Here is a 15,021-nt window from a genome sequence, read left to right as displayed (position 1 = left end):
CCCGGCGCGGAATGCCGACAGACCTTGCCCCGTACGAGACGGGCTGTTTTCCCACAATTCCCAAGCTTGATTGACAAGCCGCAATGAAGTGTCTAGAAGCCCGCCCGCATGGAGCAGGGCGGTAATGCCTGCTTGCGAATGGGTCCGTCAGATACGGCCATGGACGGCCAAGAAGGCGACTTGTGATCAACCGGAAAGTTCGGGTCTAAAATCGGCGCACATGCCGCTGCGAAGCTTGTGCGCGCGCACCACGGGTATAAACTCGGGAACAGTTTGAAGCCTGAGCAAGGAAGGTCAGTTTTCAGATGAATCTGCGCATCTCGGGAAAACACATGGACATCGGCGATGCGTTCCGCACGCGCATCAACGACCGGGTCGGCGAGGCGATCGAGAAATATTTCGATCGGGGTTTTTCAGGACATGTCACGGTCATCAAATCGGGATCGCGTTTCTCCGCCGACTGCATGGTCCGGCTCGATTCCGGCGCTTCGCTGCAGGCGACCGGCGACGCCCAGGACCCGACACTGGCTTTCGAGGCGGCGGCCGATCGCCTGGAAACGCGGCTTCGCCGCTACAAGCGCCGGCTGAAGTCGCGCAACACCGGCAACGGCAATGGCGAAGAGCCGACCGACATCGCCTACACGGTGATGGCTCCCCTCACCGACGACGAGGAAGACATTCCGGAGGACTTCGCTCCGGTTATCGTCGCCGAATCGAGCATGACGCTGCGGACGATGTCGGTGGCGTCGGCTGTCATCGAGCTCGACACCAGCGACAGCCCGGTTTTCGTCTTCCGCAATGCCGGAAACGACCATCTCAACATCGTCTACCGCCGGCCGGACGGCAATATCGGCTGGATCGATCCGTCGACGACCAAAGTCGCTCAGGGATAAAAAGCCAGCCGCGCGAGGGGGACGACGACTGGCGCGGCAGGCGAGCAAGGGATTTTTCAAGTATGGATCTCAGTGATCTCATCAGCGTCCCGGCGATCATGCCGGCGTTGAAGGCGAATTCCAAAAAGCAGCTTCTGCAATTGCTGTCGGAGAGGGCCGCGGCGATTTCGGGGATTCCGGAACGGGAGGTGTTCGACACCGTTCTGCAGCGCGAGCGGCTGGGCTCGACCGGCGTCGGCAACGGCATCGCCATTCCGCACGGCAAGCTCGCCGGCGTGAAGCGGATCGCCGGGGTCTTCGCCCGGCTGGAAACGCCGGTCGATTTCGAGGCGCTGGACGACCAGCCGGTCGACCTCGTCTTTCTGCTGCTGGCGCCGGAAGGCGCCGGCGCCGATCATCTGAAGGCGCTGTCGCGCATCGCGCGCGTGCTGCGCGATGCCGACACGGTGGCCAAGATCAGGGGTACGCGCGACGCGGTGGCGATCCACGCACTGCTCTCGGACACGCAGGCCTCGCACGCGGCCTGAAGTTTGGGCGAAACCCCGGTTTTTGGGATGAAACCCTAAGAGGCCGCCGGAAGAGCGGCCCTTTCCATTTTCGGACAGCCAGCAGTCGCCTTAGACTAATGAATAGCGACCGTGGTCAGATCGTTTTCCAACGCGCCCGCCAACGCCCGGTCACGGGCATCGGAAAGCAGGATCGGCTGGCCGTTGGCGGAAAACAGCGCCCACAGCTCAAGGCCGGGCGCGATTTCCTGCAGGCCGGGGAAGCGGCCGCGCAGGTCGTCGCTCGACACTTTCCTGAGATAGGCGACCGAGCCTTCGCCGAGATGGGCGAATTCGCCGCTGGTCATGGTGATCGTTTCGTCAGTTCTGGTCATTTCAAGCCTCCTTGGCGCGAGGACGCCAGGATTGGCCGCCTCGCATAGAGCCATCGGCAAAGGTCACTCTTTCACCGATATGTTTATTTTCCGTACCAGCCGCTCGGCCTCCGGACGGTCGAGATCGATCGACAAAAGGCCGTTCTTCAGCTCGGCGCCGATCACCCGCATGCCGTCGGCCAGCACGAAGCAGCGCTGGAACTGGCGCGCGGCGATGCCGCGATGCAGGAATTCGCGCTCGGTATCGTCGGTCTGGCGGCCGCGCACGATCAGCTGGTTTTCCTCCGTGGTGACATCGAGGTCGCTCTCGGCGAAGCCGGCAACGGCCAATGTGATGCGCAGCCTCTCGGCCTTGCCGTCGGCGGCGCTGAGGCGCTCGATATTGTAGGGAGGATAGCTGTCGCCCGACTTCGCCAGACGCTCAAGCGTCTTTTCCATGGCATCGAACCCCAGGAGAAGCGGGCTGGAGAAGGGCGTCATTCGACTCATTGTTACACTGTCCTCTGAAGAGCGACACAAACTGGAAAAACCCGGATGGCATTTTTCCCGATGGTCTTGATATGGTCCGCCGCGCGATCAAGTTCAAGCCACTGATCAGGATGACGTTTCGTTGAACCGCCATCTGGTTCGGTGGAGCATGATCTTGTCCGAAAACCGGTTCCCACTTTTCGGGACCATGGTCTAAACCCCCGCCCAAAAAGACTCCCCAAAAGGAATTGAAATGCCCCAGTCCAGAAAGATCATCATCGACACGGATCCCGGCCAGGACGATGCCGTCGCCATCTTGCTGGCGCTCGGCAGTTCCGAGCTGGAGATCGTCGGCATCACCGCAGTTGCCGGCAACGTGCCGCTGAAGCTGACCCAGAGCAACACCCGCAAGATCTGCGAATTGGCCGGCCGGCCCGACATCAAGGTCTATGCCGGCGCCAGCCGCCCGCTGGTGCGCCAGCTCGTCACCGCCGAGGAAGTGCACGGCAAGACCGGCCTGAACGGCCCGCAATTGCCTGAGCCCACCATGCCGTTGCAGGAGCAATATGCCGTCGATTTCATCGTCGAGACGCTGATGCGCGAGGAAAGCGGCACGATCACGCTCTGCCCGCTCGGACCGCTCACCAACATCGCGCTGGCGCTGATCCGAGAGCCCAGGATCGCGCCGCGCATCAAGGAAATCGTTCTGATGGGCGGCGGCTTCTTCGAGGGAGGCAATGTCACGCCGGCCGCCGAATTCAACATCTATGTCGATCCGCAGGCCGCCGATCTGGTGTTCAAATCGGGCATTCCGATCGTGATGATGCCGCTCGACGTCACCCACAAGGCGCTGACCACGTCCAAGCGCATACAGGCGTTCCGTAAGCTCGGCACCAAGGTCGGCACGGCGACCGCCGAGATGCTGGAGTTCTTCGAGCGCTATGACGAGGAAAAATACGGTACCGATGGCGGGCCGCTGCACGACCCATGCGTGATCGCCTATCTCCTCAAGCCGGAGCTGTTCAAGGGCCGCCGCTGCAATGTCAGTGTCGAAACCGCGTCGGAGCTCACCATGGGCATGACGGTGATCGACTGGTGGGGCGTCACCAAGCGGGAAAAGAACGCCATGGTGATGCGCGACATCGACCATGACGGCTTCTTCGCGCTGCTGGTGGAGCGGCTCGGGCGGCTGAACTGATTTTTGGAATTGGCAAGCGCGCGTCGTCACCCGTTGAGCAATCGATAGGTGTCGGCGCCGTGCTTCTGGTGCTGCTGCTCGATGGGGATTGCCGATCCGACAAGGTGCGGCGTCCCCACTTCGTCGTGGTCGGGAATAACGGTTTGTCGCTCACTCGGGGAACCGGTAAAAGACGAAGCCGTTGTCGCGCGTGACGCGCTCAATGTTCGTGCGCGAATTGAGCAGATGCGGACGATCGTCGTTAACGAGGACGGCGGAGCCGTCATCGAGGAAGACTACATAGATCGGAGAGCCTTTGTCCCACTGGACACTTTTGTCGCGTCCACCGGCTCAACCGAGCGAATAGGACTGGCGTCATTGGCCCATTTGTCGGGCCCCAATGTATACACCCCTGCGGACAAAAGGCCGATCAGGATCACGCCAGGAGCGTTCCTTTTCACATCCGCAAAAGTCCATGACACTGGCGGAATCCCCAACTATAGCTCATGTAGTGATTAGAAGGCCGACTTTCAATCGGCCTTCTATTGCATGAGATTACCGTCGGGTTGTGACTCCCATGCGCTTTTACTTCGCCTTCGAAAACGCCAGCCACAGTCCGCCACCCACCAGGAAGCTGCCGCTGATGCGCGACATCAGCTTGACGCGGCTGGCCGACAGCAGCCGGCCGGCACGGCCGGCGGCAAGAGCGTAAGTCGAATCCGACATGGCGGCGAAGATCATGGCGGTCAGGCCCATGACCACGATCTGCAGCGTGTAATTGCCCTGCGGCGCGATGAACTGCGGGAAGAAAGCGCCGAAGAAAACAAGCGTCTTGGGGTTGGAGATCGCCACCAGAAAGCCTTGCAGGAAGAAGCCGCCGCGCGGCTTCTTCGCCGACCCATCCGGATTCAGCACGCCTTTCGCCCGGAACATCTGCACGCCCATCCAGATCAGGTAGGCGGCACCGAGCAGCCGCACCCATTCGAACCAGTGGCCCATGCCGGCGATCAGCGTGTTGAGGCCGATGCCGACGATGGCGATCATGATGGCGAGCCCCGCTTGCGTGCCGGCGACGTTGGCCAAGCCCGCGCGCGAGCCGTGGCGGATGCTGTTGGCGATAATCAGCGTGACCGTGGGTCCCGGCACCAGGATGATGACGATGCAGGCGACGACATAGGTTGCGTAGAGTTCCAGCGACATGACTTCCCTCGAACAGGACAGCGCCGACTTGGGCGGAGCGCGATCAATGCACGGGATTGGCGCTCGCGCAAGCTGGCCGGGCACGCCGGCCCGTCACCCAGCCCCGGCCGCCCATGGCAGTGTCGCTTCGTAGGCGGCTCCCGCGTTGAGCACGGCGAGGTCGCCGCGCGGGCGGCCGATCAGCTGCATGCCCATCGGCCGTCCCTTCTCGTCGAAGCCGGCCGGCACGTTGAGCGCCGGGCAGCCACCCAGCGTGGCGAAGGCCGAAACCTGCATCCAGCGGTGATAGCTGTCCATGGTCCGCCCCGCGACCTCGCGCGGCCAGTGGGTCGTCACGTCGAACGGGAAAACCTGCGCGGTCGGCAGGGCGATCAGGTCGAAGCGATCGAACAGCGATAGCAGCGTGCGGTGCCAGGAGGTGCGCCGGACGCTGGCGGCATGGATTTGCGGCGCGGTCAGACGCATCGCCTGCTCCACTTCCCAGACAGCCTCGGGCTTCAGAAGCCTGCGTTTTGCCGGATCGTCATAATGCGCCTTCAGCCCGCAGCCGCTGCTCGCCTGGCGCAAGGTGACAAAAGCCTGCCACAGCGCCTCGAAATCGACATCCGGAACCAGTGTTTCGCTGTGGAACGACGCGTCCGCAAAGCGGGCAAGGGCGGCCTCGCAGAGGTCGAGCACACCTGGCTCCGTCGGCAGGTGGCCGCCGAGATCGCCCAGCCAGGCGACGCGGCCGCCGGATGCTTTTGTCCTCAAGCCGTCGAGGAACGAATCCTCCTTGGCGTGCGACAGCGGCGCGCGCGGATGATAGCCGGCCTGTTCATCGAGCAGCAGCGCGATGTCGCGCACGCTGCGGCCAATCGGTCCCTCGACGCCCATCTGGGCGTGGAAGACATCGATATCGGGGCCGGCGGGCACGAGGCCCTGAGAGGGACGGAAGCCGTAGACATTGTTGTAGGCGGCCGGATTGCGCAGCGAGCCGCCGAAGTCGCTGCCGTCGGCGACCGGCACCATGTCGAGCGCCAGCGCCACGGCCGCGCCGCCGCTCGAGCCGCCGGCGGTGAGCGCCGGGTCGAAGGCGTTGAGCGTCGGCCCGAAGACCGGATTGTAGGTGTTGGAGCCCAGGCCGAATTCCGGAACATTGGTCTTGCCGATGATGATGGCGCCGGCCTTGCGGATGCGTTCGACGAAGAAATCGTCCTCCTCAGGGATGAAATCGGCGAAGATCGGCGAGCCGAAGGTGGTTCTGAGGCCCTTGGTCTGGGCGAGGTCCTTGATGGCGATCGGCAGGCCGAACAGCGATCCGGCCTCGCCGCCGCGAGCCAGATGCGCATCGGCCCTGTCGGCCTCGGCCAGGATGTCGGCGCGCTCGCGCAGCGAGACGATGGCGTTGACCAGCGGGTTTACGGCCTCGATGCGCTCGAGGAACGCGCCGACCACCTCGCGAACCGAAAAGTGGCGCTGCCTGATCCTGTCGGCGAGCTCGACGGCGGATAGGCGGCAGATGTCGCCGACTGGCGGCACGGCATGTTTTGTGGCGGGGCGCATGGCTTAACGGGTGCCCGCCAAAGCCCCGTCGACATCCTTGGCCAGCGGAATCGCCGGCTGCGCGCCGGGCTTCAGGCAGGCGAGCGACCCGGCCGCGGCGGCGCGGGCGAGCGCATCCTGAAGTGAGAGACCGGACGAGAGGCCGGCGCCGAAATAGCCGCAGAAGGTGTCGCCGGCGCCGACCGTGTCGACCGGCGTGATCTTCAGCGCCGGAATGGTGAGGAAATCGTGAGGCGTGGCCGCGAGCACGCCGTCGCCGCCGAGCGTGACAACGATGGCGCGGCCGGTCTTTTGGGCATAGTCGCGCATGCGGGCAGGGCGGTCACGGCCCGAAAGCGACAGCGCCTCGCCATAGAGATCGAATTCGGTTTCGTTGGCGACGGCATAGTTGGCCTTGCCGAGGAAGCCGGCGGCTTCAGCCCGGAAGGGGGCGGTGTTGAGCACGCTGACGGCGCCTGCCGCGCGCGCGGCATCCAGCGTGGCCTCGACCGTCTGCAGCGGGATCTCATGCTGCAAGAGCACGACATCGCCCTTTTTGAGGTAAGCCTTGGCGACATCGCCCGGCACCACCGAATCATTGGCGCCCGGCACGACGGCGATGACGTTTTCGCCATCGGCGCCAACCAGGATCAAAGCCGTGCCGGTGGAGGCGAAGCTCTCGCCGACACCGGAGAGATCGACATTGCCGGCCTTGAGAAGGGCGAGCGCTTCGGCGGCAAAGCTATCCTTGCCGACCGCGCCTACCATGCGCACCTGCGCTCCCGCCCGCGCCGCGGCCAGGGCCTGGTTGGCGCCCTTGCCGCCGGGCGCGGTGACGAAGCCGGAGCCGCGCACCGTCTCGCCGGGTTCCGGCAAGCGGTCGACGTTGGCGATGAGGTCGAGGTTGATCGAACCGACAACGATAATCAAGAAACTGCCTCCCGCTGATGCGCGGGAAGCTAACGCATGACCCCGAAAATCGAAACCGATTTCAGAGGCGATCATGCGCAAAATCAAAGTGCTAGGAAATCTCCACAGGGTCCTGGCCGCGCGCTTCAGGACGCCACCTGCCCCGCTTCCCAACCGAGGATGGCGCGTTTGCGCGTCAGGCCCCAGTGATAGCCGGTGAGCGCGCCGGACTTGCCCAGCGCCCGGTGGCAGGGCACCACGAAGGACATCGGGTTGGCGCCTACGGCCGCGCCGACGGCCCGGCTGGCATTGGGCGCGCCAATGCTTGCCGCGATCGAGGAATAGGTGCAGGCCCTGCCCATCGGGATGCGCAGCAACGCTTCCCAGACGCGGAGTTGGAAATCGGTGCCGATCATCACCACGCGCAGCGGCTGGTCGGCGCGCCACTTCGTCGGGTCGAAGACCCGCGCCGCGTAAGCCTGGGTGGCCGACATGTCCTCGACATAGGTCGCGTTCGGCCAGCGGCCGGACATGTCGGCGAAGGCAGCCCGCTCGCCGCCGGCGTCACAGAAGGCGAGGCCTGCGAGACCCCGGTCGGTGACCATGATGAGCGCGATGCCGAAAGGCGAGATGTGATAGCCGTAGCGGATGGTGAGACCCGCGCCGCGGGTCTTGTAGTCGCCGGGCGACATCGCCTCATGGGTGACGAAGAGGTCGTGCAGCCGGCCAGGGCCGGACATGCCGAGCTCGAACGACGTCTCCAGGAGCGGCATGCCGGAATCGAGCAGCCTGCGCGCATGGTCGAGCGTCACCGCCTGCAGGAAGGCCTTGGGCGACAGGCCGGCCCAGCGCGTGAACAGCTTCTGCAGGCCGGTCGGCGTCTCGCCGACTTCCTCGGCCAGCACCTCCAGCGAGGGCTGGTCGCGATAGTCGAGGCTGATCTTCTCAATGGCGCGGCGCACGACATCATAGTCGCTGCCTTCGGGCGTGACGTCGTTCTCAAGGATCGCGGTCGGTTTCATCCGTGTATTCATGGTCATCTGAGCGTTCATGGCAATATCTCCTTGGCCGCGAATATCGGTCTTCCAGAGCTTTGCAACCACCCGAAACTTGCCTTCCCGCCGCCCGCATCCAGATAGAGTGAGCTTCGGAACGAAGAGGACAATCATGGCCGGCGAAAAGGTCGATCTGACCGGGGCGAAGGAAACCTTGCTGATGACGCTCTACGGCAAGGCGCTGGAGAGCCGGTCGCCCAACTCGCTGCTCCAGGACCGCTTCGCCGAGGAGGCGGTACGCAAGATCGACTACGATTTCGCAAGGCTCAAGGTCGACGGCAATCTCGGCCTGGGTTTTGCCATCAGGGCGAAGACGCTGGACGTCAACGTCCGGGATTTCCTTGCAAAATATCCGGACGCGATCGTGCTGCATCTGGGATGCGGGCTGGACACGCGCATTTACCGGGTCGATCCGCCGCCGGGCGTGGATTGGTTCGATGTCGACTATCCTGATGTCGTCGAGCTCAGGCGCAGGCTCTATCCGTCCAGGGACCGTTACTACCATCTGATCGCTTCATCGGTGATCGAACCGGGATGGTTGGCCGAGGTGCCGCGCAATCGCCCGGCGATGGTCGTAGCCGAGGGGCTGACGCCGTATCTTGCCGCCGACGAGGGGCCGCGGCTCTTCGCGCGGCTTGTTTCGCATCTCGCCGGCGGAGAGCTGATGTTCGATGCCTACAGCCGTTTCGGGCTGAAGCTGATCCGCCTCAATCCGGCCATCAAGGCAACGGGCTCCGAAGTTCATTGGGATCGAGGATCCGCGCGAACTGGAGCGGGCGGTTCCGAAACTTCGCTTCATCGGCGAGATTCCGTCCTACAAGCCGGAGCAAGGCGCGCGCCTGGGCTGGTCCGCGCGCCTGTTCATCAACCTCTGGAGGCTCATCCCCGGCATGCGCAAGGTCGGCAGGCTGCTGCGCTACCGGTTCTGATACGCCTGTTTTGCTCAAAGCATGATCTTGTCCGAAAACCGGCGTCCACTTTTCGCTGACGCGGACCTTCGGTTCGGGATCATGCTCAGCGCGTCTTGGCGGTCGCCAGCGCGCGCGAAAAGGCGGTAGCGAAACTTTCGCGGTCGTCGGGATTGAGGAAACCGCCGATCGCCACGCTCCTCCCTTGCGCTTCCACCGCCATTCTGGTGATACCGATCTCAGCATGGCGGGCGATCGAAAACCGTGTCCAGAACGGATTGAAATGATGCGCTTCGGAACGCCCGGACGGTGCTGTCTTGCGGATGTCGAGACTGGTGCGCGAGACCGAGATTTCCTCGCGGGCGCGCGCGGCGCGGTAATTGGCGCGGAAGGCGATGTAGACGGCGATCACGTCGAGGCCGAAAAAGCCGAATACCGGCCAGGCGCCATGCGCCAGGAAGAAGGCGCCGGTGACCGCCCAGCCGAACAGAAGCGCCCCCATCAGGATCAGAAAGCCGGTGCGGCCGAGCGAGCGGTGCGGCGTCAGCAGGGCCTGGAAAAATGGCTCGTCGGCCCGGAACGAGGCGTTTGTGTCGCTCATGAGGGAATATTATAGGAAGGAAATGGCGCCTCCCAAGTCGAAAAAATCCGCAGCTGTCAAAAAACCTCAACCTTTCCTTGCCGGCAGCGGCCGGGCGCCCCGCGCACGGCCGCGAAAAGCCGCGTCGCGATCGCTCTACAGCCCTGCCGAGGTGGATGAGATCTTCCGGCGTTTTTCCGTGCAGCGGCCGGAGCCGAAAGGCGAGCTCGACTATGTCAACGCCTTCACCCTGCTGGTCGCGGTGGTGCTGTCGGCGCAAGCGACAGATGCCGGCGTCAACAAGGCGACGAAGGCGTTGTTCGCGGCGGCCGACACGCCGGCCAAGATGCTGGCATTGGGCGAGGCCAAGGTCGGCGACTATATCCGCACCATCGGTCTGTGGCGCAACAAGGCCAAGAACGTGATCGCGCTGTCGAAGGCGCTGATCGAGGAGTATGGGGGCAAGGTGCCTCAGGATCGCGACGAGCTGGTGAAGTTGCCGGGCGTGGGGCGCAAGACCGCCAATGTCGTGCTCAACGTCGCCTTCGGCCAGCCCACCATGGCGGTCGACACGCATATCTTCCGCATCGGCAACCGGATCGGGCTGGCGCCCGGCAATACGCCCGAGCAGGTCGAACAAAGGCTGCTCAAGGTCATCCCGGCCGAATATATGCGCCATGCGCATCATTGGTTGATCCTGCATGGCCGATATGTCTGCAAGGCGCGCAAGCCCGACTGCCCGGTCTGCGTGATAGCCGATATCTGCAAGTCGAAGGAAAAGACCACCGACATACCGGCCCCGCTGGTGCCGATCGCGCCGCTGGATGAGACGTTTCCGGTCGAAGCCTAAGGCCGTTCGCTAATAACCGTAGCCGCGCGCCATGGCCGCGGCGAAGACCGGAATAAGCAGGAAGATAAAGCCCTCGGCGCGAACATAGTTCTTCACCGAGGCGAGTTCCGCGGCCGGCACCGCGAAGGAGGGGTTGCCGCCGGCCTGCCTGTTCCAGGAGAGAAAGCGCGTGGTGGGCACGATGGACAGCAGGCCGACGATGGCGAAGGCCACTATCTTTGCCCAGAACACCCAGTTGTAGACGTAGAATTCCCAGCCTTTGAGACCGAAGAACACCCGGCTGACGCCGACGATGACGATCAGCGCGGCGATGATGCCGTAGTGACGGTCGATGCCGGCAAGGCGCTTCAGCGTCGCCGCGCCCAGATCGCCGCGCACCAGCACGAACTCTGCGCCGATGATGCCGGCCAGCGAGAACACCAGAAGATGATGCGCAATCGCCAGCAACAGGTCGGTGGTGTCCATGGTTTTCTCCGGTCGACTTTGCGTTTCCAGGTCGGCTTCGCGCGCAAACTAGCATCGTCAGGCGAAAAGCCCATAGCGATGCGGCCGTGCGAAGGCCGGTATGGCTGGAAGAGCCACCGCATTGTCCTGGCCCTTGTTCGCGCGTCCCGGTTTGCTAAGCGCTGTCGCCTCAATGGAGGAAGCCATGAGCATCACAACGGAAGCCGGCGTGCCGATACTCGAGACGGCGCGCACCGTTCTGCGGCCGCACCGCCTGGGCGATTTCGAGACCTATGCCGTCATGTGGGCGGAGCCTGCCGTCACCCGTTTCATTGGCGGCAAGCCGCGCACGCGCGAGGAAAGCTGGATGCGCTTCCTGCGCCATGCCGGGCTATGGTCGCTGATCGGCTACGGGTTTTGGGCGATCGAGGACAAGGCGACGGGGCGCTTCATCGGCGAGGCCGGTTTCCATGACCTGAAGCGCGAGATCGAACCTTCGATCGAAGGCGTGCCGGAAGCCGGCTGGGCCATGGCCTCGGAGGCGCATGGCCGGGGCCTCGCGAGCGAGGTCGTCGGGCGGATCGTCGCCTGGAGCGACGAGGTGTTCGGACAGGCAAGAACCGTCTGCATCATCGATCCGGAAAACGGCGCCTCGCTCAAGGTGGCCGAAAGGAACGGCTATAGAGAGATTTTGCGGACCACCTATCACGAGAAGCCTACGATCCTCTTGGAACGGCAGGCCGGAGGGATTGTCCGCTAGAGCGGTTAACGGAATCGGCGAACCGCTCTATCCTTTGTTTCGACGCGAATCCAGGCGGAAGGCTGCGGCAAGGCGCCGAGCCCTCCCACTCCTGGAATTGCTCCAGCTCGGTAATTAGCCGGCTTTGCGGCGCAGCGTTCGCGCCAAAGTCTCCCAGCTATCCGCCGTTGCATCGCACTCGCTCCGATTGCCACGCAGAACGGTGGTGGCATCGAACGGCTGGGGCCGGGCAATCGCATAGCCCTGGGCATAATCGACACCGATCGTCTTCAGGCCCTCGACGATGCCGTCGCTTTCGACGAATTCGGCGATGGTGCGCTTTCCCGTGACCTTGCCGATATGATGGATCATCTCGACCATGGCGCGGTCGATGCGGTCGTCGAGCATGTCCTTGACGAAGCCGCCGTCGATCTTGAGATAATCGACCGGCAGATGCTTGAGATAGGCGAAGGACGACATGCCGGAGCCGAAATCGTCGAGCGCGAAGCGGCAGCCCAGTCCGCGCAGGTCGGCAATGAAACGCATCGCCTCGGTCAGATTGGCGATAGCGCTGGTCTCGGTGATCTCCAGGCAGATCGTTTCGGGTGCGATCGCGTGCGCGGCGAACTGCTCGCGCATGAAGCCCAGGAACGTCTCGTCGCCGAACGTCGCGCCGGATAGATTGATCGCGCAGGTGGATATAGGCGCCGCGCGCGGATCGGTAAGCATCGCCGCCAAGGTGGCGAAAGCGTTGCGCACCACCCAGCGGTCGATCGCCGGCATCAAGCCGTAGCGCTCGGCCGCCGGAATGAAGCTCTGCGGGGTGACGAAGCTGCCGTCCTCGTCGGTCAGCCTCAGCAGGATTTCGATATGCGCGCCTGCCTCGGCAATATCGCTCCGCAGCGGCGCGATCTCCTGCGCATGCAGCCTGAAGCGGTTCTCGTCCAGCGCCGCATGCAGGCGCTGCACCCAGGCCATCTCACCGAAGCGTTCGCGCAGCGCCGTGTCCCCGTCGCTGTGGAGCTGGACGCGGTTGCGGCCCTTTTCCTTGGCCATGTAGCAGGCGACGTCGGCGGCGCGCAGCACCTCCTCCAATGTCATGCCGGCATTGGCGACTTCGACCATGCCGATGCTGACGCTGATGTTGAAGGGACGCCCATCCCAGGAGAAATGCAGATCCTGGACCGTCGCGCGCAAGCGCTCGGCGGTCGCCGCGGCACAGTCGGCATCGCAATCGAAGAGCAGCACCCCGAACTCGTCGCCGCCCAGTCTCGCCAGGATGTCGCCGGGCGGCAGCTCGTTGGCGAGCAGCACCGAGATCTGGCGCAGCAACTGGTCGCCGGCGGCATGGCCACATGTGTCGTTGACGAGCTTGAACTGATCGAGGTCGAGATACATCAGCGCGTGCCGGCGCAGCCTTTCCGGCGCTTCGGAGATCGCGCCCGCCAGCCGGTTCTCGAAGTCGCGGCGATTGACGAGACCGGTCAGCGCATCATGCGATGCCTGCCACGACAGGCGCTCGATATAGTCCTGCTCGCGCGTCATGTCGTGCAGGGCCAGAACGCAACCGAGGATCTTGCCGGAAACGATCAGCGGGGCGCCGTTCAACGCCACGGGCACGACCGAGCCGTCGAGACGCTCCAAAAGCTGCGGGCGCACGTTGGAGCGGCGCGGCTCACCTGCCAGCAGGCGCATGATCAGGTCGGTCTCCTCGACGCCGCTGTCCTTGTCGACGAGCCGGAGCAACGAGGCGACTGGCTTGCCCCTGGCGGCCGCCAGCGGACAGGCGAGCAGCCTTTCCGCTCCGGCATTCATATAGTCCAGCCGCCCCCCGGCATCGGTGCTGATGACGGCCTGACCGATCGAGGCCAATGTGATCTGAGCGCGCTCGCGCTCGGCGTTGAGGGCTGTCTGAAATGCCTGGCGCTGTTTCATCAGCTTGCGCGTGCGCCAGACGGCGAGCAGGATAAGCAGCGCGGCGGTCGCGATATTGGCCGCCGTCAGCGCCATCTTGATGAAGCGCGATCCTTCGCCCAGGCTGTCGGAGAAAGCCTTGGCAAGCGGCCCGATCCGGTAGTCGAGCTGGTGGATTTCCGCCTTCAAGAGACCGATCTCGACCGGCGAGGCCGGCCCTTTTTCGAGCCTGCGATGCATGTCGTGGCCAAGTCTTTCGATGGCGAGGATCATCTCGTCGGCGGCCGTCCAGTGGCGGATCGCGGTGTCGAGATAGCTGACGCCGCGGAAATTGCGGAACAGCCAGATCAGGCCGGCGACATCGTCGGGGTGGTTGTTGCCGCCAAGAAAACCAAGCCGGGCCGTATTCGTGTCGGGCTCGGCCTGTTCGAGCGCCAGCCGCGCGGCGCGATCGGCGAGCGGCACGGCGATGGCCTGATGATATTCGTTGAAATACTCTTCCCGGCCGGTGTCGGCATAGAGGCTCAGGAAATAGATGGCGTGCTTCTGCCCTTTCGACCATTGGCTTTCGCCGCCGACATAGGCGCGGACGGCGGACAGCGTATGGAGGCTGAGCGTAGCAACCAGCGCCTGGATCAGGACGACCGCGACGAAAGGCCAGACCAGTCCGATGAGACGCGGCGCGGCATCGGTCGGCGAGAGCTTCATCCCATTCCCATGGAGCCCGTGCCCGGCTCCCTCGGTGTCTGTCCGACTGGTTCATCCGCCGGTTGAGACGATGTTCTTCCCCGCATGTCGCCCGCTTGCCGGCGACATCGATCCAGATAGCGCGCCTGGCTTAACGGCCGATAAATTTGTCCAGTATTTGTTTCATGATTTATTGCTTACGAAGGAGAAGTACGCTTACGCTGCGTGAGGACGATAGTAGTTGGATAGTATCGATCCGCGTTGCGCGGGCGCGGAAGAAAAGTTGGCAACATCAATCCGATAGCACCGGCGGCAGCCGTCTCTCAGCGTTTGGTCTTGGATTTGTTGAGAGCCACGGCTTCGCGAACGAGCGCCTTCAGAGCGTCTGCGTCGACCTTGTCGCCTTCCTTGAAATCGATGGCGCGCCTCGTATTGCCTTCGAGGCTGGAGTTGAAGAGCTTCTTGGGATCGGGCAGTGCCGCGCCCCTGGCGAAGGTCAGCTTGACGACGGCCTTGTAGGTCTCGCCTGTGCAGATGATGCCGGCATCCTCCCAGACCGGCACGCCGCGCCATTTCCATGTCTCGACCGCATCGGGCGCGGCTTGCCGGATCAAGGCGCGGAGCCCGGCAAGCATCTCGCCGCGCCAGTCGCCGAGTTCCTTGATCCTCGCGTCGATCAGCTCGGACGGAGACTTCTCCTCCCGCGTGCCGGCTTTTTGCATGTTGGGTTCTCCTTAGCTGATTGGAAAGTGCAACCGTGGCTCTGTCAGGGAGACGGCGCTTGACCTTTTCT

16 protein-coding genes are annotated in these 15,021 nt (G+C 63.7%); 6 read left to right on the top strand and 10 right to left on the bottom strand.

Annotated elements, in window-relative coordinates; translation table 11 throughout:
• Positions 1-305 precede the first annotated feature (305 nt).
• Positions 306-893, top strand: coding sequence for a ribosome hibernation-promoting factor, HPF/YfiA family (gene hpf, locus ACVMIM_RS31665; RefSeq protein WP_040997480.1), 588 nt, complete (start codon positions 306-308; stop codon positions 891-893).
• 62 nt (positions 894-955) lie between these two features.
• On the top strand, positions 956-1,420 hold the full coding sequence (gene ptsN, locus ACVMIM_RS31660; RefSeq protein WP_040997478.1) for a PTS IIA-like nitrogen regulatory protein PtsN: 465 nt from the start codon (positions 956-958) through the stop codon (positions 1,418-1,420).
• Between the two features lie 95 nt (positions 1,421-1,515).
• Here the strand turns inward: ptsN and ACVMIM_RS31655 are convergent, their stop codons facing one another.
• The gene (locus ACVMIM_RS31655) at positions 1,516-1,773 is read right to left on the bottom strand and encodes a BQ00720 family protein (RefSeq protein ID WP_476116830.1); all 258 of its coding nucleotides are present in this window, start codon (positions 1,771-1,773) and stop codon (positions 1,516-1,518) included.
• A 63-nt stretch (positions 1,774-1,836) separates the two neighbouring features.
• Positions 1,837-2,262 (bottom strand): Hsp20 family protein, encoded by a 426-nt coding sequence (locus tag ACVMIM_RS31650; RefSeq protein WP_476116828.1) that lies wholly within the window; start codon positions 2,260-2,262, stop codon positions 1,837-1,839.
• Positions 2,263-2,494: 232 nt separating this feature from the next.
• On the opposite strand from ACVMIM_RS31650, the gene ACVMIM_RS31645 reads away from it, so the two are divergent.
• A complete protein-coding gene (locus tag ACVMIM_RS31645; protein ID WP_476116826.1) occupies positions 2,495-3,439 on the top strand; it encodes a nucleoside hydrolase in 945 nt (314 codons plus the stop codon).
• Positions 3,440-4,003: 564 nt separating this feature from the next.
• Here ACVMIM_RS31645 and ACVMIM_RS31640 read toward each other — a convergent pair.
• The 4 genes from ACVMIM_RS31640 to ACVMIM_RS31625 all read right to left on the bottom strand — a co-directional run bounded on the left by ACVMIM_RS31640 (position 4,004) and on the right by ACVMIM_RS31625 (position 8,103).
• Positions 4,004-4,618 carry a LysE family translocator gene (locus ACVMIM_RS31640; protein ID WP_040997470.1) on the bottom strand — a complete coding sequence of 205 codons (615 nt, stop codon included), beginning with the start codon at positions 4,616-4,618 and terminating at the stop codon, positions 4,004-4,006.
• Positions 4,619-4,711: 93 nt separating this feature from the next.
• The gene (locus ACVMIM_RS31635; protein WP_476116824.1) at positions 4,712-6,163 is read right to left on the bottom strand and encodes an amidase; all 1,452 of its coding nucleotides are present in this window, start codon (positions 6,161-6,163) and stop codon (positions 4,712-4,714) included.
• Positions 6,164-6,166: 3 nt separating this feature from the next.
• Positions 6,167-7,072 carry a ribokinase gene (locus tag ACVMIM_RS31630; protein WP_476116822.1) on the bottom strand — a complete coding sequence of 302 codons (906 nt, stop codon included), beginning with the start codon at positions 7,070-7,072 and terminating at the stop codon, positions 6,167-6,169.
• A 125-nt stretch (positions 7,073-7,197) separates the two neighbouring features.
• Positions 7,198-8,103: a methylated-DNA--[protein]-cysteine S-methyltransferase gene (locus tag ACVMIM_RS31625; protein ID WP_278052131.1), complete on the bottom strand. Its 906-nt coding sequence runs from the start codon at positions 8,101-8,103 to the stop codon at positions 7,198-7,200.
• Between the two features lie 115 nt (positions 8,104-8,218).
• On the opposite strand from ACVMIM_RS31625, the gene ACVMIM_RS31620 reads away from it, so the two are divergent.
• Positions 8,219-9,094, top strand: coding sequence for a class I SAM-dependent methyltransferase (locus ACVMIM_RS31620; RefSeq protein WP_476116820.1), 876 nt, complete (start codon positions 8,219-8,221; stop codon positions 9,092-9,094).
• Positions 9,095-9,120: 26 nt separating this feature from the next.
• Here ACVMIM_RS31620 and ACVMIM_RS31615 read toward each other — a convergent pair whose 3' ends face one another.
• A complete protein-coding gene (locus tag ACVMIM_RS31615) occupies positions 9,121-9,615 on the bottom strand; it encodes a DUF2244 domain-containing protein (RefSeq protein ID WP_278052133.1) in 495 nt (164 codons plus the stop codon).
• 22 nt (positions 9,616-9,637) lie between these two features.
• Between ACVMIM_RS31615 and nth the strand changes: the two genes are divergently transcribed.
• Positions 9,638-10,444 carry an endonuclease III gene (nth, locus tag ACVMIM_RS31610; protein ID WP_476116818.1) on the top strand — a complete coding sequence of 269 codons (807 nt, stop codon included), beginning with the start codon at positions 9,638-9,640 and terminating at the stop codon, positions 10,442-10,444.
• 9 nt (positions 10,445-10,453) lie between these two features.
• Here the strand turns inward: nth and ACVMIM_RS31605 are convergent, their stop codons facing one another.
• Positions 10,454-10,909, bottom strand: a complete 456-nt coding sequence (locus ACVMIM_RS31605; RefSeq protein ID WP_476116816.1) for a DUF2214 family protein — start codon at positions 10,907-10,909, stop codon at positions 10,454-10,456.
• A gap of 184 nt (positions 10,910-11,093) precedes the next feature.
• Here ACVMIM_RS31605 and ACVMIM_RS31600 point away from each other — a divergent pair, with 184 nt between their 5' ends.
• On the top strand, positions 11,094-11,648 hold the full coding sequence (locus ACVMIM_RS31600) for a GNAT family N-acetyltransferase (protein WP_476116814.1): 555 nt from the start codon (positions 11,094-11,096) through the stop codon (positions 11,646-11,648).
• 114 nt (positions 11,649-11,762) lie between these two features.
• On the opposite strand, the gene ACVMIM_RS31595 is transcribed toward ACVMIM_RS31600, so the two are convergent.
• Positions 11,763-14,249 carry an EAL domain-containing protein gene (locus tag ACVMIM_RS31595; RefSeq protein ID WP_476116812.1) on the bottom strand — a complete coding sequence of 829 codons (2,487 nt, stop codon included), beginning with the start codon at positions 14,247-14,249 and terminating at the stop codon, positions 11,763-11,765.
• A 302-nt stretch (positions 14,250-14,551) separates the two neighbouring features.
• Positions 14,552-14,950, bottom strand: coding sequence for a DUF1801 domain-containing protein (locus ACVMIM_RS31590; RefSeq protein ID WP_476116810.1), 399 nt, complete (start codon positions 14,948-14,950; stop codon positions 14,552-14,554).
• Positions 14,951-15,021: the final 71 nt, after the last annotated feature.

This window comes from Mesorhizobium sp. USDA 4413 (assembly GCF_056280365.1).
Note: the sequence above shows the minus strand (reverse complement) of the source record. Positions and strands in the feature narration are given on the sequence as shown.